This is a genomic window from Flavobacterium sp., from assembly GCF_049240005.1.
Classification (GTDB): Bacteria; Bacteroidota; Bacteroidia; order Flavobacteriales; family Flavobacteriaceae; genus Flavobacterium.
Genome location: NZ_JBMLTK010000060.1, coordinates 1 through 21,798, shown reverse-complemented (window position 1 = coordinate 21,798; position 21,798 = coordinate 1). Strand labels below are relative to the sequence as shown.

Here is a 21,798-nt window from a genome sequence, read left to right as displayed (position 1 = left end):
GTAGCTAGGAGTTACGTAAAAGTAGGCGGTGCACGAAGTGATTTATAGGTAAAGTGTTTATTAATCCAACTGTTCGAAGGTTGAACAATGGTTTTTTGCTTGAGTGTTGCCTGAGCAGTTATTCCGACATACAAATCGGATGGAAATAAATCGCTGATTACAGCCAGCGTACAGGAGTCGCAATGCAAGGAAAGATCTCCGTGGCTGTGGTGCAAAACCGCTCTGTCGCTCGTTTCGGTAAAAAGCGCACAATGCTTTGATTTATTTTCTTCGAAGTGATGAATGCGATGCGCAGATTGCCAACCTAAACTTCCTAAAAGCAAGGCGACAAGTAAACAAACTAGGTATTTTTTGGATGCATTCACGGGTCAAAAGTACGCTTCAAATAGGTGAATGTGCCCTAAATTTAGAAAACTTTCACACTGAAGTCGAGGTGTCGCGGGCAATTTTAGTGGTAGCTAAGGCGCTTTTGACCAAGTTAAACCAGTCGTTAAAATCGGATGGTTTTAGGAAAAAGTTCTGTGCACCAGCGGCTTGTGCCAAATCGTAAACTTCTTGCTGTTCGATGGTAGAAAGAACAATGGTAGGTATTTCTTGAAGTTTGGGTTGTTGTTTGATCCACAATAAAAAATCAATTCCGTTTGTAATGGGCATGTAATAATCTACAAAGATTATATCGGGAATAAACGATCCGTTTTCCAAAAAGCATTTAGCTTCGCTTGCTGTTGTGGTAAAACGATAGGCAGGTGTATCTACAAGTTTACTCAGTGCGTCGAAAAGAAAATAACTATCATCGGCATCGTCGTCAATATGCAATACACGTACCGTTTTCATAGAAATTCTAGTTTAAGATGTCAAAGAAAAGCGGAACAGCGAAGGCAGTTGATACGTTTTAGCGTTATTCTTTTACAAAATTTTAAGGTTTTTAGATAAAACGCTGTACCTCAGCGCGAAGCATATTGATAGCTAAATTGGTTGTCGATGCGCTATTCACAGCATTTTGCAACAATAATTGTCTGAAACTATCCGCATTTGTAGCTTCGGCCAACAATGAAATTTCTCGTATGTTTCTCAGTGTAGCATTTTTAGCAGCAGTTATCGCCAGCCAACACTCGTCGGAAACATAAATTTGTTGCGTTAAATTGTGTTCAAATTCTTGTTCTACGGTGGCCGATAAAATTTGTACGTACGATTCGGTGTCGTCGTGAACCGGCGCAATTCGTACCGCCACTTTAGCAATCGAAATTCGGTCCATCAATAAAGTTAAGCGCTCGTATGCTTGCAGTTTAAGAGGCAACGTCTCTTTTCGCGTTTGGCGAAGTATCTCGAATCGGCGCTCTTCATTCTGATTTGAGACAAAATTTTTGAAGAAATTCACAGCAACAATGCCTACAATGAGTGCAGGTAAAATGTTGAGTAAGGCTTTTAAAAGATCGTCTGCATTCATAATTGCTAAAATTTTCGCGCAAAGGTAGCTAAATTCTGTTTCCGCGACTAGCTGCCGACATTTCCTCGTTTTTTCTAACGATTCTTAAAAATTGATTTTATTTTTCAAGTTGCTGGTACATTCGAAGTTATGAACTGTTTTTCTTTGATGCTAGAAATTACGTCAGCTAGGGTCTTTTTTGTGAAAATGCCTTTCGGCGAATGGATTAAAACCGAGTAAGATTCTTTAAATTTGTGGTTTATTATTTTACGATGGAACGCTATATAAGCCAGTTAAACGATGCTCAGAAACTTCCTGTTTTACAGAAAGATGGCCCGATGATAATCATTGCCGGTGCCGGTTCTGGCAAAACACGAGTGCTCACCATTCGAATTGCTTACCTGATGAGTCAGGGTGTCGATCCGTTCAATATTCTAGCTTTAACCTTTACCAACAAGGCGGCACGCGAAATGAAAAAGCGTATTTCAGATATTGTTGGTTCGAACGAGGCAAAAAATCTTTGGATGGGAACTTTTCACTCGGTATTTGCCCGAATTTTACGTGCCGAATCTTCGAAACTGGGTTATCCAAGCAATTTTACCATCTATGATACGCAAGATTCTATTCGCTTGCTTTCTTCTATAGTAAAGGAAATGCAACTCGATAAAGACATCTACAAACCAAAACAGCTCTATAACCGCATTTCTTCATACAAAAACAGTCTCATTACCGTTCGTGCGTATTTCAATAATCCGGAATTGATGGAAGCCGACGCCATGAGTAAGAAGCCACGTACCGGAGATATTTATCAAGAATATGTAGATCGCTGCTTCAAAGCTGGTGCCATGGATTTTGATGATTTGTTGTTGAAAACCAACGAATTGCTCAATGTTTTTCCAGACGTGCTTAGCAAATATCAAGATCGATTTCGATATATACTCGTGGATGAGTATCAAGATACCAATCATTCGCAGTACTTGATTGTTCGCGCCTTATCCGATCGTTTTCAGAATATCTGTGTCGTGGGCGATGATGCACAAAGTATTTACGCATTTCGCGGCGCCAACATAAACAATATTCTAAATTTTCAAAAAGATTATCCCGACGTAAAAGTATATCGACTCGAACAAAATTACCGCAGCACACGCAATATCGTTGAAGCGGCAAATTCGATTATTGAAAAGAATAAAACCAAGCTAGATAAGGTGGTTTGGACGCATAACGACGACGGTCCGAAGGTGAAAATTCATCGAAGTATAACCGATGCTGAGGAAGGTCGATTTGTAGCTGCTACCATTTGGGAAGAACGAATGAATAAACAGCTTTCTAATAATTCGTTCGCCATTTTGTACCGAACCAACGCTCAATCGCGTGCTATGGAAGATGCGCTGCGCAAACGCGATATTCCGTACCGTATTTACGGTGGTTTGTCGTTTTATCAGCGAAAGGAAATTAAAGATGTTTTGTGTTATCTGCGTTTGGTTTTGAATCCGAAAGATGAAGAAGCACTCATTCGTGTCATCAATTATCCTGCCCGAGGAATAGGCGATACGACCATCGAAAAACTTACCGTGGCTGCAAACCATTACAAACGATCGATTTTCGAGGTTATGAAAAACATCGACAAAATTGATTTACGACTCAATGGCGGAACGAAAAACAAACTGCGCGACTTTGTGACGATGATCGAATCGTTTCAAATCATCAGCAAAGAGCAAGACGCGTTCTATGTAGCCGATCATGTGGCCAAAAAAACCGGATTAATTCAGGAATTGCGCAAAGACAATACGCCCGAAGGAATTGGCCGACTTGAGAATATCGAAGAATTACTTAACGGTATAAAAGATTTTATTGAGGGACAACGCGAAGTTGATGGCGCCACCGGAAGCTTAACCGAGTTTTTAGAAGACGTAGCGCTGGCAACGGATTTGGATAAAGATACGGGCGACGATGATCGCGTGGCTTTAATGACCATACATTTGGCAAAAGGACTAGAGTTTCCGTATGTGTTCGTGGTTGGAATGGAAGAAGATTTGTTCCCCAGCGCCATGTCGGTGAACACACGTGCCGAGCTCGAAGAAGAACGCCGATTGTTTTATGTAGCACTGACACGTGCCGAGCACCAGGCGTATTTAACCTATGCGCAATCGCGGTATCGTTGGGGTAAACTTACCGATTGTGACCCGTCGCGATTTATCGATGAAATAGAACCGCAGTACGTCGAATACCTGACGCCACCCGAAAATACCTACCAATACAAACCCATGATTAATCTGGATATTTTCGGCGATATCGACAAATCGAAATTGCGCTTATCCAAACCAGCACCGGGAACGCCACCGGCATACATTACAAACGAATTGCCGAAAAAACCAGAAGGTTTACGTCGATTGAAACCCGTTAACATTCCGTCGAAAAATACGGTTGATACCGGGAATAGCAACTTAAATGCGGGAACCACTGTGATGCACGAACGATTCGGAAAAGGTATTGTTATTGGTATTGAAGGCAGTGGAGCCGACAAGAAAGCCGAAATAAACTTCGAAGTGGGAGGCGTAAAGAAACTCTTGTTACGCTTCGCAAAACTCACAATTCTTAACTAACATGGCACAATTCATTAAAATTTATCCCGAAAATCCGAATCCTGCTGCCGTTAAGAAAGTAGTTGATGTACTAAAAAACGGCGGTTTGGTGATTTATCCAACCGATACAGTTTACGGTTTAGGCTGCGATATAACCAACTCCAAAGCACTCGAACGTATCGCAAAAATTAAAGGTATTAAACTCGAGAAAGCGAACTTTTCCTTCATTTGTTGCGATCTGAGTAATTTATCGGATTACGTTAAACAAATTGATACGGCAACGTTTAAGTTATTGAAACGCGCCTTACCGGGTCCGTACACCTTTATTTTGCCCGGAAACAGCAATTTGCCAAAAGAGTTTAAGAAGAAAACAACCGTTGGTATTCGCGTACCGGATAACGAAATTGCGCTTGAATTGGTGCGTCAGCTCGGAAATCCAATTGTCTCCACATCAATTCACGACGATGATGAGGTTCTTGAATATTCCACCGATCCGGAACTCATCTTCGAAAAGTGGCAAAATTTAGTCGATGTAGTAATCGATGGCGGTTATGGTGATAACATGCCTTCAACCATCATCGATGCGAGTGGTCGCGAACCTTTTGTTGTTCGTGAAGGAAAAGGCGATATTTCAATTATCTAGCGCTTCGTCTGCAAGAAATTCACTTTCGAAAACGCTCCCAAAATTAACTTTCCCTAAAAATATAATTGCGGAAAATTCAATTGACCTTACTCAGTTAATACAATCGCATAAAAATTGAGCTGTAAATTTTAAACAGTATCAATAAAATTTTCTGCTTTAACTAAATTCTAAGAATAATCTACGACGGTAAAGCTGTGTTTATTGCGTAATTTTGTGCCGCGCAAAAAAAAGCGATACCACATTATGGCAAAATCTCTTTCCCAAAGATTGCTCGATATATTATTTTCTACGCGTTTAATGGCCGTTTTGTTTATTTCGTATGCGGTGGCCATGGGCATAGGAACCTTTGTAGAAAGTGGCTACAACACTGAAACGGCGCGTATTTGGATTTACAACGCCTGGTGGTTTGAGCTGATTCACTTGTTATTTTTGGTGAATTTTTTCGGAAACATCAAACGCTATAAACTGTACAAGCGCGAAAAATGGGTGACCCTATCCTTGCACCTGTCGTTTATTTTAATCATCATCGGTGCTGCCGTTACGCGTTACATCAGTTACGAAGGCGTTATGCCGATTCGCGAAGGCGCAGCATCAAACGAAATTCTTTCAGACAGAACGTACCTGACCGCTTTTGTGGATGGCGAATTTCAAGGCGAATTTAAACGTAAAACCATCGAAGAACCACTACTTCTGAGCATGGTTACCGACAACGACTTCAGCATTTCGGACGATTTTAAAGGAAAGCCGTTCGAAATTACCTACGTGAATTACATCATGAACGCCAAATCGACCATAAAGCCCGATCCCAACGGCGTTTTGTATTTGAAATTAGTAGAGGCAGGAAATGGCGAACGTCACGAGCATTATCTGAAAGAAGGTTCGGTGCAAAATATTCACAATTTACTTTTTGCTTTTAATAAAGAAACAGCTGGAGCCATTAACATCAGCGGCGATGCTAACGGCTTGAAAATAGCGACACCTTTCGACGGTACGTTTATGCGTATGGCCGATCAAATGCAAGGAAAAGTACTTCCGAATACCACGGCCGATTTAATGCTTCGTTCGTTATATAACGTGGGTGGAAGTCAGTTTGTATTTCCAGAACCTGCCATTAAAGGTGTGGAAACCTACGAATCGAATAACGATTGGGAAGATAAAAATACCGATGATGCGCTGATTGTTAACGTTACCACAAACGGAAAAACCGAAACCGTAACCTTGGTAGGAGGGAAGGGCAAGCAAGGTGAACCCAAAAGTTTTAAGCTGGGCGATTTAGATTTTACGCTCTTCTACGGAAGTAAAGTTTACCAATTACCGTTTAAAATTCAACTCAATGATTTTATCGCTGAAAAATACGCCGGAACTGAAAAGAGTTATTCGTCGTTCGAATCGAAAGTAACCGTTATTGATGGTGCGAAGAAGTTCGACGAACGCATTTATATGAATCATATTTTGGATTACGGCGGCTATCGTTTCTTCCAAGCATCGTTTGATCCCGACGAAAAAGGAACCGTCTTATCGGTAAATCACGATTTTTTTGGAACTTGGATTACCTACATTGGTTACTTTATACTGTATCTAGCGATGATGCTTATTTTATTCACAAAGAACACGCGCTTTGCCGATTTGAAAATGAAATTAGAGAAAATAAAAGCCAAGAAAGCCGCACTTACGGTACTAATTTTACTTGTTTCGGTTTCTGGTTTTTCACAGCACGAGCATCAGCAAACTTTGAGTTTACAGCAAATAGATTCGATACTGGCAAAGAATATTCCGCCTGTTGCGCATGCCGAACGTTTTGGCCGACTCATTATTCAAGATGAAGGCGGACGTATGAAGCCAATCAATACTTTTTCGTCGGAATTGTTGCGAAAAGTTAGTAAAAGCGATCACTATAAAGGCTATAATTCGGATCAGGTTTTTTTGTCCATGACGCAGTATCCGCGATTGTGGTTTGAAGTTCCGTTTATCTACATTAAAAGAGGTAACGACAGTATTCGCAAAATTATTGGCGTAGAACCGGGAGAAAAGCTTGTAAGTTTCCGCCGATTTTTTGACAAAGAAGGTAATTACAAACTCGCGCCCTATCTCGATGCGGCGTACAAAGCAGCTATTCCAAACCAATTTCAGAAAGATTTTATCGAAACCGATCGAAAAGTGAATTTGCTTAATTCGGCTTTGAGCGGCGGTATTTTGCGCATTTTCCCGTTTCCAAAAGATAAAAACAATAAGTGGGTGAGTTTCTTAGAAGTGCACCAACCTACCGGGACCTCGCTCGACACCATTAAAAGTATCATGCCACTCTACATGACCTCGCTGGCAAAAGGAGCGGAGACGGGCAATTATACCTACGCCAATACCTTGGTAAACGGCATGGAAAATTATCAAAAGAAATTTGGCGCCAGCGTGCGACCATCCGACGATAAAATAGACGCTGAAATTGCATACAACAAATACGATATCTTCAAGAATTTATTCTGGATGTACATGCTCACCGGCATTCTGATGTTGCTTTTCGCGATTGTAAACATTCTAGCCAACAAAAAATGGATTAACTATGTGATTAACGTATTTCACATTTTGGCCGCGCTGTTGTTTGTTTTGCACACAGTGGGTTTAATTGCCCGTTGGTATATCAGTGGTCACGCGCCGTGGAGTAATAGTTACGAATCGGTTATTTACGTTGGTTGGGCAACCATGTTTTTCACTTTAGCGTTCGATCGTAAATCGAAGCTTACCGTTGCATCCGGAACTTTTGTTGCCAGCATGATTTTAATGATAGCCCATTGGAGTTGGACTGATCCAGCTATCGGAAATTTGGTGCCGGTTTTAAATTCGTATTGGTTGATGATTCACGTAGCTGTAATTGTGGCAAGTTACGGTCCGTTTACCTTGGGTATGATTTTAGGTTTGGTAACGCTCATCCTGATGATTTGCACGACAGCAAAAAACAAGGTGAAAATGAATTTGCACATCAAAGAACTAACCTACATCAACGAAATGGCGCTCACAATTGGTTTGGTTATGCTTACCATCGGGAACTTTCTCGGCGGGCAATGGGCAAACGAAAGTTGGGGTCGTTATTGGGGTTGGGACCCAAAAGAAACTTGGGCCTTGATTAGTATTATGGTGTATGCTTTTGTAATTCATGCGCGCTTTGTGCCTGCGTTGCGCGGCGTTTGGATTTACAACTTAATGAGTGTACTCGCGTTTTACTCGATTATGATGACGTACTTTGGAGTGAATTTCTATCTCACCGGACTACATTCTTACGCAAGTGGCGATAAAGTAGTAACTCCCGTTGAAGCTTATTATTCATTCGCAGCTATTATGATACTGGCCGGATTTGCTTGGATTAAATACCGAAAGTATTACAAAGTGAGCGCTTCGAAGTAGCTTCATTAGTGCTTTTACTTGTTTTCAGTCTTGCAAATCAATAAAGCGGAAGGTCAGTCTTTTATTTGTATGTCGCTTTTTTAACTCCATTCAGCAAGTTTTGTTACTACTTAAAAAGCAGTTTTTTAATAGCATTTCTTAAAAAAAAAGCGTTGTAATAATATGTAAATCAGTCATATAGAAAAACGTTGTTGGTCTATATTCTAATCCACATAAATTTTTAGCAACTTAAAAAAATACCTATAAGTAGGTATTTTTTAGCTATTCTGATTTTCTACTTTTAGCTCAGTTAGCTGCTAGGTTTCTCAGCGTACCAGCTAGCGATTGTTCTCGTACAATACCAACAACGAGAGGTGGAACCGAAAAGCCTTACGAGTAGGAAATCCTAAAATCTATAAATTATGTCAAATTTAAAAGCAACCTACTCCTTCTATTCGGAAAGTTCGCAAACGCAGTACGATCTAAACCTAGAAACCGGAGCTTTTAGCGATTCAATTCAAGTTATGGGTTCCGGAACCTGCGCTGGTTGGCCCATTTTGAGCGGCAATCTAGAAGTTACTGTTAACGGAACAAAAAATACGTATCCCGTTCCAAGCGGGCAAACGCCTTTCATTTATAACGGCTTGTGGCAAAGTGCTGATTTATCTCCAGATGGTCCGGGAGCGCCTTGGTGTAAAGGAATTGATCGATTGTTCGTGAACTTTTCTTCCGATTCAAACAATACACTCATAAATGCGAATACCGATGGCGAAAGTATTACCGTAGTTAATGGCAGTTCGCAAGATATTGCACAGTTAAAAGCAGCAAATTTTCCACCGCAGTAAGCTTTTTCTAGAAGCACTATCGCTCGCGGCCGTGATGGCAGTGAAAATAAAAGCGAGGCAGCGGTTTGTTTAGGCACTTTGAGTAAAGCGACCAACGGAAGCTTTGCGAAACGTAGCCGAAACTACCGCTGACAGCTTTTATTGCAACGAACAGCGCGAATTGCCGCCCAAATAAAAAATAGTTGAGAGCACTTTATATTTTTTTTGGCAGCTTATCCGGCTTTCGGCTGTATCTTTTTGTTCTGCTTCGCGCCTCAAAAAGGATGCCGCCTCTATCCGGGCTGCGGGAAATCGTTATCTATGAAAGTGCATTGATTACAAGAATAACCAATTACAATTTTAATACGCCGCCTACGTTTAAACTGCCGTATGTGTTTTTAAGATCGACATTTTCGAAGTCAGCAACTTTAGTTAATCCAGCCATTGCTTGATAATCGATCAATAAGCTGAATTTCTGCGAAATTTCGATCTTGTATCCAATACCAATGTTCAAGCCTAGTTGAAAGGTTTCTACAAATCCATCCAAATCGATCTTCACACCGTTAATAGTACTTTCGGCACTACTTAAAAAGCCAAAACTAGGACCGAAGTTTAAATTCCATCTTCTATTTTTACTAAAGTGCCAATTGGCATTTACCGGTATAGTCACATATTTTAAGCGATCTTCATCTGCTCCGAATTGAGTTCCCATAGTTTGATAGAACGCTCCACTTCTTAAACTCCATTGATCATTGAAGTAATAGTCGGCAGCCACTCCAAAATTAACACCACTTTTTTCTGAATTTGCCGTAGTGATATCCCCGTAATAATTTGCCGAAGAATAACCCACTAATGGAACTAACTCTACCGTTCCTTTTGAATTTATTTGCGCGGATGCTCCCGAAATCATTAGCACTGCCACAAAACCAAAAAACTTTCTCATAACTTTTTATTTTTAAATTTAATTTTCACAAAGTTACTATTCGCATTGTATTTAAATTGTTAATTATTCTTTTCGGTGGAATTCTACTACGCAAACGATTTCTTTCTAAAAAATGGTAGATTTGCACGACTAAAAAATTGGCTCTTAAAGCATGGAACAACAAGCACCGTATCAACCAAAAAATAAAGTAAGAATTGTAACTGCAGCCTCACTATTTGATGGGCACGACGCGGCGATAAACATCATGCGCCGAATCATTCAGGCAACGGGTGTTGAGGTAATTCACCTTGGGCACGATCGCTCTGTGGAAGAAGTGGTGAATACCGCAATACAAGAAGATGCTAACGCGATAGCTATGACGTCGTATCAAGGCGGTCATAACGAGTATTTTAAATACATGTACGATTTGCTTCAAGAGAAAGGTGCGGGTCATATCAAGATATTTGGCGGTGGTGGCGGTGTTATTCTGCCGTCGGAAATTGCCGAACTCCACCAATACGGCATTACGCGAATTTACTCGCCAGACGACGGTCGCGCTATGGGACTTCAAGGCATGATTAACGATTTGGTGCAACGTTCCGACTTTCCTATCGGCGATAAACTTAACGGTGAATTAAAAGATTTACCCGCTAAAAAAACAACTGCCGTTGCCCGTCTGATCTCAGCAGCGGAGAATTTTCCAGAAACTGCTGCAGCAGCCTTGTCAGAAATTCGCGAGCAAAATAAAACTTCGAAAGTTCCCGTCTTGGGAATCACCGGAACGGGCGGAGCCGGAAAGTCGTCGTTGGTCGATGAATTGGTACGCCGTTTTCTTGTAGATTTTAAAGATAAAACTCTGGGAATTATTTCGGTTGATCCGAGTAAAAGAAAAACCGGCGGTGCACTGCTCGGCGATCGTATTCGAATGAATGCCATCAATTCGTCGCGCGTTTACATGCGTTCTCTTGCCACACGTCAATCGAATCTAGCGTTATCCAGGTACGTAGCCGAAGCCATCGAAGTATTAAAAGCGGCAAACTACGATTTGATTATTCTCGAAACCAGCGGCATCGGACAATCGGATACCGAAATTATGGATCATTCCGATGTGTCGCTATATGTTATGACACCTGAGTTTGGTGCAGCAACACAACTGGAGAAAATCGATATGCTCGATTTCGCAGACTTGGTTGCGCTCAATAAATTTGATAAACGCGGAGCACTCGATGCCTTGCGCGATGTGAAAAAACAGTACCAACGCAATCACAATTTATGGGATGTAAATCCGGACGACATGCCTGTTTTTGGCACTATTGCCTCGCAATTTAACGACCCGGGAATGAACGCCTTGTACAAAGCGATTATGGACAAGCTGCATGAAAAAACTGCCGCTTCGCTGGAATCAAGCTTTGAGATTACACGCGAAATGAGCGAGAAAATTTACGTGATTCCGCCACACAGAACACGTTATTTAAGTGAAATTGCCGAGAATAACCGCAAATACGACGAACGTACCTTATTGCAATCGGAATTGGCGCAAAAACTATACGGCATCTTTAAAACCATAGAAACCGTTGCGCACAAGCGACCTAAATTAGAGAAAAACGGTCTGGAAGTTATAACGTCCAGTTCCGAAAATGCCGAATTATTAGATTTATTGTACAAAGAATTCGATCGAGTGAAAATGCTTTTGGAAGGCAAAAACTGGGAGCTCATTCGCGATTGGGAACACGTACAGGCGCAGTACAAAAATCCGGTGTATTCGTTTAAGGTGCGCGACAAGCAAATTAACATTGCTACGCATACTGAGTCGTTAAGCCATACGCAAATACCAAAAGTGGCTTTGCCGAAGTACGAAGCTTGGGGCGATGTGCTGCGTTGGCAATTGCAAGAAAACGTTCCTGGAAAGTTTCCGTTTACCTCGGGTTTATATCCGTTTAAGCGCGAAGGGGAAGATCCGTCGCGGATGTTTGCCGGCGAAGGCGGTCCTGAACGTACCAACAAGCGTTTTCATTACGTATCTGCAGGTATGCCAGCCAAACGTTTATCAACAGCTTTCGACAGTGTTACTTTATACGGAAACGACCCGGATTTACGTCCGGATATTTACGGAAAAATTGGCAACGCCGGAGTTTCTATTTGCTGTCTAGACGACGCTAAAAAATTATACAGCGGATTCAATTTGGTGCATCCGTTAACGTCGGTGAGTATGACCATCAATGGTCCGGCTCCGATGTTGTTGGGTTATTTTATGAATGCCGCGATCGATCAGCAATGCGAGTTGTATATCAAAGAACACGGATTAGAAGCTGAGGTTGAGGCAAAAATTGCAGCGATTTACAAAGAATCGGGTTGCGAACGTCCGCGTTACCTAGGAACTCTACCGGAAGGAAACGATGGTTTAGGTTTGATGCTGCTCGGAGTAACAGGCGATCAGGTATTGCCTGCCAACGTGTACGAGGAAATTAAAGCCAAAACCTTGATGCAAGTTCGCGGAACGGTTCAGGCAGATATATTGAAAGAAGATCAGGCACAAAACACCTGCATTTTTTCAACGGAGTTCGCGCTCCGATTAATGGGCGACGTGCAGTCGTATTTCATACAGAAATCGGTTCGTAACTTTTATTCAGTTTCGATTTCTGGTTATCATATTGCCGAAGCGGGTGCCAACCCCATTACGCAGTTGGCGTTTACGCTCGCAAATGGTTTCACTTACGTGGAATACTATTTGAGCCGCGGAATGGACATCAACGATTTTGGGCCAAACTTATCGTTCTTTTTCAGTAACGGTATCGATCCGGAATATGCGGTAATTGGGCGTGTAGCGCGCCGATTGTGGGCAAAAGCACTACGCGATAAGTACGGTGCTAACGAACGTTCGCAAATGTTGAAGTATCATATCCAAACCTCGGGTCGTTCGTTACATGCGCAGGAAATCGATTTTAACGACATCCGAACCACTTTACAAGCGCTGTACGCGATTTACGACAATTGTAACTCATTGCATACGAATGCGTATGATGAAGCGATTACAACGCCGACTGAAGAATCGGTTCGTCGAGCAATGGCAATTCAATTGATTATCAATAAAGAATTAGGTTTAGCGAAAAATGAGAATCCGATTCAAGGTTCGTTTATTATCGAAGAATTAACGGATTTAGTGGAGGAAGCTGTTTTGCAAGAATTCGACCGTATTACCGAGCGTGGCGGAGTTTTAGGTGCTATGGAAACCATGTACCAACGCGGAAAAATACAGGAAGAAAGTTTGTATTACGAAACGTTAAAGCACACAGGAGAATTCCCGATTATTGGTGTGAATACGTTTTTGAGTTCGAAAGGTTCGCCTACGGTTATTCCAGCGGAAGTAATACGAGCTACCGAAGAAGAAAAAGCGTACCAGATTCACATGTTAGGAGAACTGCACAAGCGTTATCAGGTTCAGGTTTCAGAAGTCTTAGAACGTGTACAACAAGCAGCAATTAACAACCGAAACATTTTTGAGGAATTGATGGAAGCTACGAAGTATTGCTCTCTGGGACAAATTACCTCGGCACTTTTTGAAGTAGGCGGACAATACCGAAGAAATATGTAAAACTCTGCAAAAGGGATAGCGCGTGATAGCCCACAGCTTGGCGTCCCAACGGGCGGCAAGCGAGGACTATTAGCAATAGCCCGACCCGCCACAGATTTTTTGTTTAAACGTGAGTTCGATATAAAAATTAAAGTTAGAAATCATTTAAATAGTTGATTACAAGGCGTATTTTCTTTGGGATACCGAGGTATCTCAAAATAATACAACGCGGTAAGCGACTGTTTAAATGATTAGCTTTAAAAAAATGCTGTGGCAAATTTTTCGTAGTCTATCTAAAAACCACATTTTAAGCGTTCTAACGTAGATTTTTATGTCGAACGCACGTTTTTAAGCACTTTGTGGCGGGATTTGCCCAAAAAAAGAAGAAAAACACTAGTCGAATTATAGCGTCTTCAAGTATTTTTGTGCCGTGAAAAAGTGTGCGTGTATTCTCGGTATTTTGTTCCTGCTTAAGCCGGTTTTTCCACTTTTTACGTATGTTTTGAATTACCAGTACATTGTCGAAAATCTGTGTATCAACCGAGAGAAACCGCAGTTGTCGTGTAATGGTAAATGTCATCTTGCTAAAGAGCTAGCGAAGGAAGTTGATGAAGAGAAGTCGGCTAAAGATTCTTCTAAGAAAGAAGTAAAGCATATCTTAGAATGGGTTTCATCATTACTGGAAAAGCCCATGTCGGCTGCATTCGACCACTTACAAACCGTCGACAGAGCAAACTTTGCCCAAGTAAGGCAGTCAATTTTGTCGGGTTACAGCAGCATCGTGATTCCACCACCAAACGTCCGCTAATTTTTTTTAACAAGTTTTAGTGTCGATCCTACCGCAGTGAAGGTCGATCAATGCTGCACTTTCCTAATTTTTACAAAGTTGTTCTCTGGAAGTAACTGAAGATAATTATGCTAAGCGCTCAGCTAATATGTTTTTTATTTTATCTTGCACTGCATTCACAACTATTTCTTAAAATTTTACATCAAAGAACTCAAAATGAACTTTTTATATAATTATCGAATTGTTTTTAGCCTTTTTTTACTCACCTTTTTATCTTCTTGCTCTTCATCTGAGGATGCTGTTAGCGGAACCGGGAAGCTCAACTTAGAATTCGATCAAGTTTTTGGAGGTGCCGACTTAATTTTACGAACACAGCCCAACACCATGTCGAATGGCGAAGTACTAAGAGTAAACGACTTAAAGTACATTATTAGCAACATTCGACTCACAAAAGCCGACGGTACGGCTTTTACCTATCCAAAAGCAGATTCGTACTTTTTAATTGACGAAAGTAATGTGCAAACCCAGTTGGTAAGGCTGGAAAATATACCTGCTGGGGATTACGTATCGGTAACCTTTGGTATAGGCGTTGATCAAGAGCAGTTTAACCTTGGAGCTGCCGGACAAGGCAATTTTTTAGCCGTAGCAGAAGCAGCAAGTATGCTTTGGAGCTGGTCGGCAGGATATAAGTTTTTAGTTTACGAAGGTACTTTTACGACGCCAACAGTAACTGATGCCGAGACCTTTATGGTGCATACAGGAAGAACGGGCATTGCCTATAATTACACCGAAACAACGCTAACTTTACCCGAAGCTGCTACAGTAAGAACTTCAGTGACGCCTCAGGTTCACATTTTTGCCGATGCGAAACGGATTTTAGAAGGACCAAATGCTATTAGCTTGGAAGAAAATAGTGCTACAGGACTCGGTGCTATGATTATGGGTGGTGCGATTTTAGGTGAAGTCACAACAAACGTTTCTCAAGCGTTTCAGGTAAATCACGTACACAATGATTAAAACAGATAAAATGCGCCTTTCAAAAAGGATTGCAAGTATTTTTATTGCCACGGCAGTAGGTCTGTTAAGTAGTTGTGGTTCGGATGATGATTCGTACACGGAGATTGATCTGAGCTTTCAAAGACCCGCGAATTTTCCGGCACCTACCTACGATTATGCTGCGAATCCAGCTACGCGTGCAGGTTTTGAACTCGGGCGTAAGTTGTTTTACGACGGTCGTTTATCTTCTGATGGTGTTGTTTCTTGCGGATTTTGCCACGAACAAGCGGCTGCTTTCACACACCACGGTCATAGTGTAAGCCATGGCGTAAACGAACAAATCGGGACACGAAATACGATGCCGATCCAAAACCTTGGATTTTACGACAGCTTTATGTGGGACGGTTCGGTAGATCATCTCGATTTAGTAGCAGTAGTTGCTTTAACTTCTGAAATTGAAATGAACGGCAATTTTCAGCAAATGCTGTCACTTTTTGGAACCGATTCGGAGTACAAACATTTATTTGAACAAGCGTTTCCCAACGAGCAGATTTCAACAGAAAAAATGTTGTTAGCACTCGGACAGTTTATGTCGCTTATGGTTTCTTCAAACAGTAAATTCGATAAGTGGCAACGTGCCGAAGACGGTGTTACACTAACTGCAGATGAGGAATCTGGTTACGAAGTATTTCAGCAAAAATGTGCCTCCTGTCACGCCGGGAGCTTGTTTACGGATCAGTCGTTTCGAAACAACGGACTAGCGATTAATCCGTTTGTGAACGATCTTGGGAAGTTTCGCAGTACGCAAGTCGAAACGGATAAATACACCTTTCGGGTTCCGAGTTTGCGAAACATAGCGAAAACGGCACCGTACATGCACGATGGCCGATTTCAGACACTCGATGCCGTTTACAGCCATTACCACTCAGGAATTCAGCAAACGCAGAATTTAGATCCGAGTTTAGTTACTGGCATTCCATTATCTACACAAGAACGAGCGCAACTAACCGCATTTTTAAATACGTTGACGGATGAGAAGTTTCTTACCGACAGTCGATTTGCGCCGTTTTAACGCGAATCTTACTGGGGTACTGATTTTACTTTTCATTTCGTTTTCACTACATGCAATAACCGTAACCGACAGTTTACGGACATTTTCAACTGCGTTTACAAGTCAGCGACTGTTGTGCGACGCCTGTGGTTGTTCGGCAAGTGGCGGCAGTATGGGTTTTTCTACTGTGGGAGAAAACTCATTTTTAGGTGTTCGCAGCATGTATCAGCGGTATGAAAGTAACGATCGATTGTACACCAACTCGCCCTGGCGATTAGAGCAGTTTAGAACGTACCAGATTTGGACGCGTTTTCGAATCAGTACTAAACTAGAACTTACTGCACAAGTTCCGTGGCAACATCACAACCGAGAAACCGCTACGGGAGTACAAACCCGCACAGGTTTGGGAGATGTAAGCATTAATGCTTTATACAAACTTTTTTCTTCGGAGAACGAAGCCAAAACTAAATCGCATCGTTTTCACGGCGGTTTGGGAATCAAGTTGCCTACAGGCGAATTTGATCAAGCGAACAGCAACACGGTTAATCCGGCTTTTCAGTTGGGAACAGGTAGTTTTGATTTCACTATTCTTGGAGAATATGTATTCGAGTATCAAAAGAGCGGTGTCAATGTAATGGCCTCGTATTTAATTAAAACGGAAAACGAACGCCGATATCGATTTGGAAATCAAACCAATTTGGCAGCTATTGCTTATCGCAAAGTAACTATTTCGCATTGGCAAATGTTACCGCAAATGGGCGTGGCTGCTGAATTTTTTGAGTCGAATTACAGTCGCCGTTCTCGTGTAGATGATACCTCTGGTCGGGTTGTTTTTGCACGAGCCGGATTCGACGTTTCCCGAAAATGGATCAATGCAGGCTTTTCGGCCATGTTGCCTGTCGCACAGTACTTAAATAATGGGAAGGTTCGAGCACACGAACGTTTGAGTGTGCATTTGAATTTAATTCTTTAAACCTAAGTTCTATTCTAAAACTAAAGTCAGAAAACATATAAATGGCTGATTACGAGGCTGATTGTAGTATCGCACAGAAATTTAGCGTTACAAGCATTCGTTTTTAGGATTAGCTGGTTTAAAAAACAATCTGATTGTTAGTTTTATTATAGGCAGCGATTTGATGATGATTTTTAATCAAACTCAGATTGTATGCAAAGTACTTGGTAATCAGAAACAAGAATTCGCAGTTGCTTTTTCCCGATGTAAAAGTAACTGCGAAGTTTTGTTACATCGGTATTTCTTCTCATTTTTGCGATGCTATACAAGCAATCCACAAAAAGGGCGATTAGCTCAGCTGGTTCAGAGCACTACCTCGACAAGGTAGGGGTCACTGGTTCGAACCCAGTATCGCCCACTTTTTTCAATCTCTAAAGCTTCCTCAACGGGAGCTTTTTTCCTTTTTTACTGCTGCAAATCTTTAAAACTTATCGATAGGGAGGTAGCCTAAAATAAGTTCATCTGCTGGCGAATCGGTGGGTGTGATGTCGATCGTAAAATCTGGATACAGCGCTTTCAGATGTTCGTTAACCTGGAAAACTTCGTCGATGTCGAGTGCATATTTGTCGTCTACATGAGCAGGCGCACCTTTTGCGTTGTAATCCGTAAAGAAGAGGTCTTTTTTAACCCGTGCCGTCGCCTCCGCTAACGATTTTGCTATTACAATTTTCAAATCGTGAAATTCGGTAAAAACACCGGGTTTGTATCCTCCTAAATTAAAAACAAATAATTTTAAATCGGTTGTGGCTGGTTGGGTACTTACTTTAATGGAAAATCCCGAAACGACGTGCATTTTAAGATAGCCATCGATATGAAGTGATTTTCCCGCCTCTGGCCAATGATTTTTTATCGCGGTTTTCAAATCTTGGGGTTTTTCTGCGATACCAAAAAACAGATCGTGCTGCTCAATGAGTCGGCCGTTTGGTGTTCCTCCCAAAAGAAAAAGGTATATAAATGGATTTTTCATAGTAAAACTTTAAAAAAGTATGCCAAAGTATAATAAATGGTTTGATTTTTGGTTAGGTATTTTTACATCAAAAAACGAAAGATTATGAAAAAACTACTTTTTACACTGAGTATACTAAGCGTAGCGTTATTTTCAAGCTGCGAAGGCGATCCAGGGCCAGCCGGACCTCCAGGAACCAATATCGAAAGTGAGGTTTTTGAAGTTAACGGAACATTTACTCCTGCAAACGAATATCGCGTATTTTACGATTTAAATCCAGCCATTTTCGCTTCCGATAATGTGTTGGTTTACGAACTTTCTGGCGTTGAAAACGGATTAGACGTTTGGAAACTCTTACCGCAAGTTTATTTTCCTTTTGGAGACGATAGAATCATGCAATTTAATTACGATTTTACCCGTGAAGACTTCAGTATTTTCGTAGATGGTAATTTTGATTTAACGACTACTCCAGACGCAAATGCGTTTTTTAATAATCGCGTTTTCCGAATCGTAATTATTCCCGGCTTTTTCAGTAGAGGGGTTGCAAGACCTGACCACAATGATTACTACGAAACCATTGCCGGATATGGTATCAACGATCAAAACGTCACCATTCTTCCACAGAAACAACGTTAAGGTCAACATACATTTATAAGAATCCGCTTTCGAGCGGATTTTTTTTTGCAATAAGAAATTGTAAATTTTTTAGGGGTGTAAATGCGAAAAAATAAAATTCGCTTATATTTGCCACATAAAAATAGGGGGTATCCTCAAAAAAACAATTAAATTTATGTCAACACTACGTTTTCGTGCCTTACAAGAGGCGTCTTCGCGCAAACCAGTAAAATTTGAAGAAACCGACAGAAAATCTGTTTTATTCGGATTAAATGTTTTCAATCAGCGTGCTATGAAGCAGTTTTTAACGCCTGATGCTTACAAAGGTGTACAAGATGCCATTCAGCACGGAACTAAAATTGACCGTAAGCTGGCCGATTACATTGCCATGGGCATGAAAGAATGGGCTTTAACTAAAGGTGTAACACACTACACACACTGGTTTCAACCTTTAACAGGCGCGACAGCTGAAAAGCACGACGCGTTTTTCGAAACTTCGTACGATGGCTCAGATCCATTGGAGAAATTTGGCGGCGGACAATTAGTACAGCAAGAACCAGATGCCTCGAGTTTCCCGAACGGAGGTATCCGAAATACATTTGAAGCACGCGGTTATACAGCTTGGGATCCAACTTCACCGGCATTCATTTTTGGAACTACTTTGTGTATTCCAACGGTGTTTATTTCTTACACCGGAGAAGCACTCGATTATAAAACACCACTGTTACGTGCATTAAATGCTGTTGACGAAGCTGCAACCGATGTATGTAAGTACTTCGATAAAAATGTAAAGAAAGTAACTGCCACTTTGGGGTGGGAACAAGAGTATTTTTTGGTAGATACCGCCTTAGCTAACTCGCGTCCGGATATATTAATGACGGGTCGTACGTTGCTCGGACATACTTCCGCAAAGGGACAACAATTAGAAGATCACTACTTTGGATCAATTCCGTCACGAGCATTGAATTATATGCGCGAATTAGAACAAGAGTGCATGCTTTTGGGAATTCCAGTAAAAACACGTCATAACGAAGTAGCGCCAAATCAGTTCGAAGTAGCACCGATTTTTGAAGAAACGAACTTGGCTGTCGATCACAACTCTCTTTTGATGGATGTGATGCAAAAAGTAGGCGAGCGTCACGATTTTAAAGTACTATTCCACGAAAAGCCTTTTAAAGGTGTAAACGGTTCCGGAAAGCACAACAACTGGTCGATGGCAACCGATACCGGCGTAAACTTATTGTCGCCCGGAAAAACGCCTATGAGCAACTTACAGTTCTTGTCGTTTTTCATCAATACCATCGTTGCAGTAAACAAATACGAAGAGTTATTGCGTGCGAGTATTGCAACAGCAAGTAACGACCACCGTTTGGGAGCTAACGAAGCACCGCCTGCCATTATTTCCGTATTTATTGGTCAGCAGCTTACCAAGGTTTTGGCCGAGTTGGAAGGCGTTTCGGATGGTAAACTTTCGCCGGAAGAAAAAACCGATTTAAAACTGAACGTTGTTGGAAAAATTCCAGATGTATTGCTCGACAACACCGATCGTAACCGTACGTCGCCGTTTGCCTTCACAGGAAACAAATTCGAATTTAGAGCGGTAGGTTCGTCGGCAAACTGTGCCAATGCCATGACTACGCTTAACGCAATCGTAGCCAAGCAATTGCGCGATTTCAAGAAAGAAGTAGATGCACTAATCGATGGCAAAGGTTTAAAGAAAGACGAAGCTATTTTCAACGTTTTGCGCGAATACATCAAAGGTTCGAAAAACATTTTGTTTGAAGGCGATGGCTACAGCGATGCCTGGGAACAAGAAGCGGCAAAACGCAAGTTGAGCAATCACAAGACTACGCCAAAAGCTTTGAAAGCGAAAGTAAGCAAAGCCGCTTTGGAATTGTTTTCTGAACTGAACATTATGAATCATGTTGAGGTAGAGGCACGTTACGAAATCGAGCTCGAAGAATACACGAAAAAGATTCAAATCGAGGGCCGCGTATTGGGCGATATTGCTCGTAATCACGTGATTCCAACGGCAATTCGTTATCAAAATACACTGATCGAAAACGTAAAAGGTTTGAAAGAAATTTTCGGAGCCGAATACGAAAACATTGCCCGTGAGCAAATTGCGTTGATTAAAGAAATAAGCGGACACATAGCAGGCATTAACGCCAATGTAGAGCAAATGACCGAAGCACGTAAGCGCGCAAATGCCCTAACTGATGCACAGGCTATGGCAGAGGCGTACTGCGACGAGGTAAAACCTTATTTTGATGTTATTCGCGAGCACTGCGACAAACTCGAGTTGTTGGTAGACGACGAAAGTTGGACACTCACCAAATACCGAGAGTTGTTGTTTACGCGCTAATCATACCGGGAACTGATCTTTATAAAGCTGCTTGTTTATTCGAGCAGCTTTTTTTTTGCAGTCTTTTTTTTTTTTTTTTGGGCGCGCCGGCAAACGAGTCGTCGCTACGCCAAAGAGGTTCACGCCGTCACGTGTTCCGCTGTATCTTTTTGGCAAACGTTCGCTGGAAATTAAAATCGCCAAAAAGTATGCCGCTGCACCCGTTCGCGCGGAAAAGCTAAGCAAGGGAAAGATTTCTAGATTTCGAGATTGAAAGATTGGGAGATTGGCCATCGACAAGCTCAGGCACCAACGAATTGTGGCTTCAGGCGGGCAAAATGATGCGTTAAGTGGTGAACGTCGCGTAGTCTTTCCCGATAGCTATCGGGACTCAAATCTTAATACAAAAATCACCATTAGCCTTCGACAAGCTCAGGCACCGACGATACGTGGGTTCAGTGTGGGAACATGAAACGTTAAGTGGTAAACGTCGCGTAGTCTATCCCGATAGCTATCGGGACTAACTTCTATCTTCTAAAAAAAGCCTTCGACAAGCTCAGGCTCCGGTCATCGATACCGTCAGGCACTATTTTCTCTGCACGATCCTCGCGTTAGCGGTTGGAGCGACATCCTTTTGCCGGAGTTCCGTAGGCAAAAGATATAGCGGAAAACGCGACGGCAGCCGCACCACGTTCAAAATAAAC

At 41.7% G+C, this 21,798-nt stretch carries 16 protein-coding genes and 1 tRNA gene; 12 read left to right on the top strand and 5 right to left on the bottom strand.

Features of this window, described 5'->3' with window-relative positions; genetic code table 11:
- Positions 1-11 precede the first annotated feature (11 nt).
- The 3 genes from ACOVQQ_RS06295 to ACOVQQ_RS06285 form a co-directional block, all read right to left on the bottom strand.
- The gene (locus ACOVQQ_RS06295; protein ID WP_421817444.1) at positions 12-365 is read right to left on the bottom strand and encodes a hypothetical protein; all 354 of its coding nucleotides are present in this window, start codon (positions 363-365) and stop codon (positions 12-14) included.
- A 52-nt stretch (positions 366-417) separates the two neighbouring features.
- Complete coding sequence (locus ACOVQQ_RS06290) at positions 418-834, bottom strand: response regulator (RefSeq protein ID WP_421817443.1); 417 nt, start codon at positions 832-834, stop codon at positions 418-420.
- A 91-nt stretch (positions 835-925) separates the two neighbouring features.
- On the bottom strand, positions 926-1,447 hold the full coding sequence (locus ACOVQQ_RS06285) for a hypothetical protein (RefSeq protein WP_421817442.1): 522 nt from the start codon (positions 1,445-1,447) through the stop codon (positions 926-928).
- A 251-nt stretch (positions 1,448-1,698) separates the two neighbouring features.
- Between ACOVQQ_RS06285 and ACOVQQ_RS06280 the strand changes: the two genes are divergently transcribed.
- From ACOVQQ_RS06280 to ACOVQQ_RS06265, 4 genes are all read left to right on the top strand, one after another.
- Positions 1,699-4,029, top strand: a complete 2,331-nt coding sequence (locus ACOVQQ_RS06280) for an ATP-dependent helicase (RefSeq protein WP_421817441.1) — start codon at positions 1,699-1,701, stop codon at positions 4,027-4,029.
- 1 nt (position 4,030) lies between these two features.
- Complete coding sequence (locus ACOVQQ_RS06275; RefSeq protein ID WP_421817440.1) at positions 4,031-4,651, top strand: L-threonylcarbamoyladenylate synthase; 621 nt, start codon at positions 4,031-4,033, stop codon at positions 4,649-4,651.
- Positions 4,652-4,894: 243 nt separating this feature from the next.
- Positions 4,895-8,047 carry a cytochrome c biogenesis protein CcsA gene (gene ccsA, locus ACOVQQ_RS06270; protein ID WP_421817439.1) on the top strand — a complete coding sequence of 1,051 codons (3,153 nt, stop codon included), beginning with the start codon at positions 4,895-4,897 and terminating at the stop codon, positions 8,045-8,047.
- A 401-nt stretch (positions 8,048-8,448) separates the two neighbouring features.
- On the top strand, positions 8,449-8,871 hold the full coding sequence (locus ACOVQQ_RS06265; protein ID WP_421817438.1) for a hypothetical protein: 423 nt from the start codon (positions 8,449-8,451) through the stop codon (positions 8,869-8,871).
- A 331-nt stretch (positions 8,872-9,202) separates the two neighbouring features.
- On the opposite strand, the gene ACOVQQ_RS06260 is transcribed toward ACOVQQ_RS06265, so the two are convergent.
- Positions 9,203-9,793 carry a porin family protein gene (locus tag ACOVQQ_RS06260; protein ID WP_421817437.1) on the bottom strand — a complete coding sequence of 197 codons (591 nt, stop codon included), beginning with the start codon at positions 9,791-9,793 and terminating at the stop codon, positions 9,203-9,205.
- A 151-nt stretch (positions 9,794-9,944) separates the two neighbouring features.
- Between ACOVQQ_RS06260 and ACOVQQ_RS06255 the strand changes: the two genes are divergently transcribed.
- The 6 genes from ACOVQQ_RS06255 (at position 9,945) to ACOVQQ_RS06230 (ending at position 17,547) form a co-directional block, all read left to right on the top strand.
- Entirely contained in the window at positions 9,945-13,364 is a 3,420-nt protein-coding gene (locus ACOVQQ_RS06255) for a methylmalonyl-CoA mutase family protein (protein ID WP_421817436.1), read from the top strand.
- Between the two features lie 409 nt (positions 13,365-13,773).
- Positions 13,774-14,151 carry a hypothetical protein gene (locus ACOVQQ_RS06250; RefSeq protein ID WP_421817435.1) on the top strand — a complete coding sequence of 126 codons (378 nt, stop codon included), beginning with the start codon at positions 13,774-13,776 and terminating at the stop codon, positions 14,149-14,151.
- Positions 14,152-14,346: 195 nt separating this feature from the next.
- Positions 14,347-15,147: an MbnP family protein gene (locus tag ACOVQQ_RS06245; RefSeq protein WP_421817434.1), complete on the top strand. Its 801-nt coding sequence runs from the start codon at positions 14,347-14,349 to the stop codon at positions 15,145-15,147.
- A gap of 10 nt (positions 15,148-15,157) precedes the next feature.
- Positions 15,158-16,198: a cytochrome-c peroxidase gene (locus ACOVQQ_RS06240; protein WP_421817433.1), complete on the top strand. Its 1,041-nt coding sequence runs from the start codon at positions 15,158-15,160 to the stop codon at positions 16,196-16,198.
- The gene (locus ACOVQQ_RS06235) at positions 16,158-17,150 is read left to right on the top strand and encodes a transporter (RefSeq protein WP_421817432.1); all 993 of its coding nucleotides are present in this window, start codon (positions 16,158-16,160) and stop codon (positions 17,148-17,150) included. Before ACOVQQ_RS06240 ends, ACOVQQ_RS06235 begins: the two co-directional genes overlap by 41 nt.
- 322 nt (positions 17,151-17,472) lie before the next feature.
- A tRNA-Val gene (locus tag ACOVQQ_RS06230) sits at positions 17,473-17,547 on the top strand.
- Between the two features lie 63 nt (positions 17,548-17,610).
- Here the strand turns inward: ACOVQQ_RS06230 and ACOVQQ_RS06225 are convergent.
- Positions 17,611-18,156, bottom strand: a complete 546-nt coding sequence (locus tag ACOVQQ_RS06225) for a DUF1543 domain-containing protein (RefSeq protein WP_421817431.1) — start codon at positions 18,154-18,156, stop codon at positions 17,611-17,613.
- Positions 18,157-18,240: 84 nt separating this feature from the next.
- Here ACOVQQ_RS06225 and ACOVQQ_RS06220 point away from each other — a divergent pair, with 84 nt between their 5' ends.
- Positions 18,241-18,771, top strand: coding sequence for a hypothetical protein (locus ACOVQQ_RS06220; RefSeq protein ID WP_421817430.1), 531 nt, complete (start codon positions 18,241-18,243; stop codon positions 18,769-18,771).
- Between the two features lie 154 nt (positions 18,772-18,925).
- The gene (locus tag ACOVQQ_RS06215) at positions 18,926-21,115 is read left to right on the top strand and encodes a glutamine synthetase III (protein ID WP_421817429.1); all 2,190 of its coding nucleotides are present in this window, start codon (positions 18,926-18,928) and stop codon (positions 21,113-21,115) included.
- Positions 21,116-21,798: the final 683 nt, after the last annotated feature.

Bases quoted from the DNA above. Each gene is read 5' to 3' on its own strand.
- ACOVQQ_RS06290 (WP_421817443.1), bottom strand. From the start codon at position 834: ATGAAAACGGTACGTGTATTGCATATTGACGACGATGCCGATGATAGT.
- ACOVQQ_RS06285 (WP_421817442.1), bottom strand. From the start codon at position 1,447: ATGAATGCAGACGATCTTTTAAAAGCCTTACTCAACATTTTACCTGCA.
- ACOVQQ_RS06280 (WP_421817441.1), top strand. From the start codon at position 1,699: ATGGAACGCTATATAAGCCAGTTAAACGATGCTCAGAAACTTCCTGTT.
- ACOVQQ_RS06275 (WP_421817440.1), top strand. From the start codon at position 4,031: ATGGCACAATTCATTAAAATTTATCCCGAAAATCCGAATCCTGCTGCC.
- ccsA (WP_421817439.1), top strand. From the start codon at position 4,895: ATGGCAAAATCTCTTTCCCAAAGATTGCTCGATATATTATTTTCTACG.
- ACOVQQ_RS06265 (WP_421817438.1), top strand. From the start codon at position 8,449: ATGTCAAATTTAAAAGCAACCTACTCCTTCTATTCGGAAAGTTCGCAA.
- ACOVQQ_RS06260 (WP_421817437.1), bottom strand. From the start codon at position 9,793: ATGAGAAAGTTTTTTGGTTTTGTGGCAGTGCTAATGATTTCGGGAGCA.
- ACOVQQ_RS06255 (WP_421817436.1), top strand. From the start codon at position 9,945: ATGGAACAACAAGCACCGTATCAACCAAAAAATAAAGTAAGAATTGTA.
- ACOVQQ_RS06245 (WP_421817434.1), top strand. From the start codon at position 14,347: ATGAACTTTTTATATAATTATCGAATTGTTTTTAGCCTTTTTTTACTC.
- ACOVQQ_RS06240 (WP_421817433.1), top strand. From the start codon at position 15,158: ATGCGCCTTTCAAAAAGGATTGCAAGTATTTTTATTGCCACGGCAGTA.
- ACOVQQ_RS06235 (WP_421817432.1), top strand. From the start codon at position 16,158: ATGAGAAGTTTCTTACCGACAGTCGATTTGCGCCGTTTTAACGCGAAT.
- ACOVQQ_RS06225 (WP_421817431.1), bottom strand. From the start codon at position 18,156: ATGAAAAATCCATTTATATACCTTTTTCTTTTGGGAGGAACACCAAAC.
- ACOVQQ_RS06220 (WP_421817430.1), top strand. From the start codon at position 18,241: ATGAAAAAACTACTTTTTACACTGAGTATACTAAGCGTAGCGTTATTT.
- ACOVQQ_RS06215 (WP_421817429.1), top strand. From the start codon at position 18,926: ATGTCAACACTACGTTTTCGTGCCTTACAAGAGGCGTCTTCGCGCAAA.